Origin of the sequence: Candidatus Hakubella thermalkaliphila, from assembly GCF_013281975.1 — a bacterium.
In the GTDB taxonomy this organism is placed as follows: domain Bacteria; phylum Actinomycetota; class Humimicrobiia; order Hakubellales; family Hakubellaceae; genus Hakubella; species Hakubella thermalkaliphila.
In genome coordinates this window covers 1-3014 of sequence record NZ_BLRZ01000159.1, presented here as the reverse complement: position 1 = coordinate 3014, position 3014 = coordinate 1, and the positions used below count along the sequence as shown (strand labels likewise).

The 3014-nt window shown below is 52.9% G+C and carries 4 protein-coding genes; all 4 read right to left on the bottom strand.

The genetic code is table 11. The annotated features are described in order from the left end of the window. Positions 1-343 (bottom strand): GTPase (locus tag HW443_RS10235; RefSeq protein ID WP_176238156.1); only part of this gene is annotated, 343 nt, incomplete at its 3' end. Between the two features lie 2 nt (positions 344-345). Further along, positions 346-597, bottom strand: a complete 252-nt coding sequence (locus HW443_RS10230) for a TM1266 family iron-only hydrogenase system putative regulator (RefSeq protein ID WP_176231386.1) — start codon at positions 595-597, stop codon at positions 346-348. A gap of 146 nt (positions 598-743) precedes the next feature. Continuing rightward, entirely contained in the window at positions 744-2750 is a 2007-nt protein-coding gene (locus tag HW443_RS10225) for a [FeFe] hydrogenase, group A (protein ID WP_176238155.1), read from the bottom strand. Further along, positions 2747-2944 carry a 4Fe-4S binding protein gene (locus HW443_RS10220; RefSeq protein WP_258189794.1) on the bottom strand — a complete coding sequence of 66 codons (198 nt, stop codon included), beginning with the start codon at positions 2942-2944 and terminating at the stop codon, positions 2747-2749. The genes HW443_RS10225 and HW443_RS10220 overlap by 4 nt, the downstream gene beginning before the upstream one ends. Positions 2945-3014: the final 70 nt, after the last annotated feature.

Sequence of the window (3014 nt, the reverse complement as noted above, 5' to 3'; positions counted from 1 at the left end):
TCCTTTTTGCTTCTTCTATTATATATTCCTCGTATTCGGTCCAGATGTCAGGTTCTGTCAGGAGCAAGATAACATCAGCACGGTCGAAAATCTTATGTGTTTTCTTGAGTCTGGCTTCAGCAAGGATAGATTTATCATCCAGTCCGGCAGTATCCAAAAACACAACCGGACCGAGCGGCAGCAGTTCCATCGTCTTCTCCACCACATCAGTTGTCGTCCCGGGCATAGAGGAGATAATTGCCACATCCTGTCCAGCAATCATGTTGAGTAAGCTCGACTTCCCTACGTTAGTCCTCCCAAATAATCCTATCTGTAACCGTAGCGATTTCGGCGTCTTTTCCATCTCTACTTGCCCTTGCTTAAAGCTGATTTCACTGAAACCCCCTCAACCAGACCAAGCTTACCGGTAAGAGCCCCAAACTCATCGGTTGTTGCATCGACAACAAGTGTAATGACACAACAGTTCTTCTTATGGTAAGGAAGCCCCATCCGGGCAACGATAATATCTCCGAACTCAGAGAGTATCTCATTTACCCGGGGCGCTGTTTTTCGTCGGTCTTCAATGATTATGCCCGCAAACCCCAGTCTTTTCTCCATGGCAACCCTCGCTCTTACAAATAGAAAATCCCAACCTTCGCTTTTCCTGCGCCAAGGTTGGGATCTCTAATTCACCTTCTCCCCCTTGCCTTCAGAAGTAATGCTCCTTACCGCAGGACAAAAAAGCGCCGCTTTCTCAAAAATATCTATGCCAGAGCTTTCACCACCATCTCCTCAAAGATTGCCGTAAGGCGTTCTTCGGCCACTCCTTCCAGCAAATGTCCATCAATAACTACCGATGGCCCGCGGTCGCATTGCTCCAGACAGAAAGTGGCCTCCAGGTTGACGCGATCGGTCAACTGCTGTTTTTCAATCAAGTCGATCAATTTTTGTATCACACCATAAGACCCTCGCAGGTAGCAACTGGTGCCGACACAAACCTTGATGTCCACGGTGGGTCGCTCGGCGGCCACAACAGGGATGAATTGCCCAAATACACGCCGGCGTGAGGCATAAGTAGTATGCAGCGCGTGGTGGGCAGCGTCGCTTCCCGGCTGCTTCAGCCATCGCTGGTAAAGCTCCTCGATGAATGGATTATCCTGTACCGTTCGTATCTGCTTCAATCGGTCTGCTCCTCGCATCCCCTGTGTCCGTTTCGGCCGAGCCTGGATATCACGGGAAAGGGGCTGTCCACCGCCGCCAATGCATCCTTCGGGGCAGGCCATTACCTCTACCAGGTGGTAGGACACTTTGCCCGCCTGCAAGGCAGCGATCAACTTCTTGGCGGCCCCTAAAGTGTGCACTGTAGATATGCGGATCTCTCCTTCAGCCAGAGGCACAATGGCCTCGGTCACATTAGGGAATCCCTCTACTGGAGTAAAGGTAAAATCGAGCGGCGGCCTTTTCCCGGTCAACTTGTAGATCGCGGTGCGCACCACCGCGGTGCTCACCCCGCTGGAGTAGCCGAAGATGGTGCCGGCACCACTGGCAAATCCGAATGGCAAATCGTAGGAGTCCTCTTCCAGTTCTTCAAAGACGATGCCCATTTCGCGGATCATGCGGGCCAGTTCGTGGGTCGAAATAACGGCGTCCACATCGGGGCTTCCCTCAGTAGTGAATTCCGGTCGCCTGGCCTCGAACTTCTTGGCTGTGCAAGGCATCACCGAAACCACAAAGAGATCCTGCGGAGAGAGCCCTTGTTCCGGGGCATAGAACTTCTTAAGCAGTGAGCCGAGCATCTGGTGAGGTGAGCGGCAGGTGGAAAGTTGCCCCAGGAGTTCGGAGTGGAAGTGCTCGGCGTACTTTACCCACGCCGGACAGCAACTGGTAAATTGCGGTAGCTTCTCTCCCTTTTCGAAACGATGGAGAAATTCGGTCGTTTCCTCCATCGCTGTCAAATCAGCGCCAAAACAAGTATCGTAGACTTCGTGAAATCCTAGCCGGCGCAGGGCAGCGACCATCTTACCGGTGCTGATAGCGCCCGCTTTCCCCCCGAACTCCTCGCCCAGGGCGACGCGCACTGCCGGGGCTGTCTGAACGATGACCCGCTTACCCGGGTCATTCAAAGCGTCCCAGACAGCATCTATTTCGAATTTTATCCTCAGCGCAGCGGTAGGGCAGGCCAGGATGCACTGGCCACATCCCACACATTCCACCTCGGCCATAGATTTGCCAAATGCCGGCATTACTTGCACTTTCGCACCTCGGTAGGCAAAGTCCAGCACCCCTATGCCTTGAATCTCGCGACAGTTACGCACACAGTTTCCACACAGCACGCACTTATTCGGATTCCGTACCAGACTGGCACTCGATTCGTCTCGCGGGAGAGATTCGCTATCTTTGCCGAACCGAATATTATCTATTCCGAAGCGAAGTGTCAATTCTTGCAACCGGCACTGGCCGCTCTCCTCACAGATGGCGCAATCACGATCGTGATCGGCCAGGAGCAGTTCCAGAATGGTGCGGCGCATTCGTTGCAAGTGGGGGGTAGTGGTACGAATGACCATGCCATCGGCCGGGAGAGTGTGACAAGCAGCAATGAATCCCATCTTCTCTTCTTCCACTATGCACATGCGGCATGCGCCAAAGTCCGCTAGTTCGAAGTGGTAACAGAAGGCCGGCAGATCCACACCTGCCTTGCGAATTAGCTCCAGGATGTTCTCTTCCCCATTGATTGATAACACTTTTCGATCAATAGTGACAGTGCCACTCATTTTTCACCTCCATTATTTAGTCGCCCCGGAACACATTCCACAGCGCTGAATCGCTCCGGGCATACACTCAGGCATACTCCACATCGGTTACACTTATCCTGGTCTATTACATGCACTTCCTTCTTAGCTCCTGTAATCGCTCCGACGGGGCACTTCCGAAGGCAAATCATGCAGGCTTTACACTTATCCAGCACGATATAGTAGGAAATGACAGCCGCCTGAAGGGCCGCCTATTTGCACCGCTTTGAAGGCCTTGCCACCTGC

Coding starts and splice junctions, on each gene's coding strand:
- HW443_RS10230 (WP_176231386.1), bottom strand. CDS start 597: ATGGAGAAAAGACTGGGGTTTGCGGGCATAATCATTGAAGACCGACGA.
- HW443_RS10225 (WP_176238155.1), bottom strand. CDS start 2,750: ATGAGTGGCACTGTCACTATTGATCGAAAAGTGTTATCAATCAATGGG.